This is a genomic window from Arthrobacter sp. YAF16 (assembly GCF_052113385.1).
In the GTDB taxonomy this organism is placed as follows: Bacteria; Actinomycetota; Actinomycetes; order Actinomycetales; family Micrococcaceae; genus Arthrobacter.
Window position 1 is genome coordinate 1 of sequence record NZ_JBFRDC010000019.1, and the last position, 445, is coordinate 445.

Genomic DNA, 445 nt, shown 5'->3' on the forward strand with positions numbered 1-445 from the left:
GCCTCCGCCGTCACCGCGCTCAAACTCACCACCGTCGCCGACGACGGCGTCGTCATCTACGTCAACGGCACCGAAGTCGGCCGCACCCGCATGCCCACCGGCACTGTCACCATCAACACCTACGCCACCGCAGCAATCCCCACCTCCAACGCCAACGCCGCCCCGGTCACCTTCAACGTCCCACTCTCCCTGCTGGTCAACGGAACCAACACCATCGCCGCCGAAACCCACCTGAACTACCACGCCACCAAAGACATCAGCTTCGACCTCACCGCAACAACCACCACCAGCGGTGCCACGGTGAATGCCGCGCCGGTGGCGTCGTTCACCGCCTCGGCCTCCGGTCTGACCGCGGCTTTCGATGCCAGCGCCTCCACCGACGACGCCGGCATCACCGGCTACGGATGGGCCTTCGGAGACGGCAGCACCGGGACCGGGGTATCGG

Annotated in this window: 1 protein-coding gene; it reads left to right on the forward strand. The window is 67.0% G+C overall.

The window, feature by feature from the left end; all coding sequences use genetic code 11:
* On the forward strand, window positions 1-445 hold a 445-nt coding region (locus AB4Y91_RS16750; protein ID WP_441419546.1), incomplete at both ends, for a PKD domain-containing protein.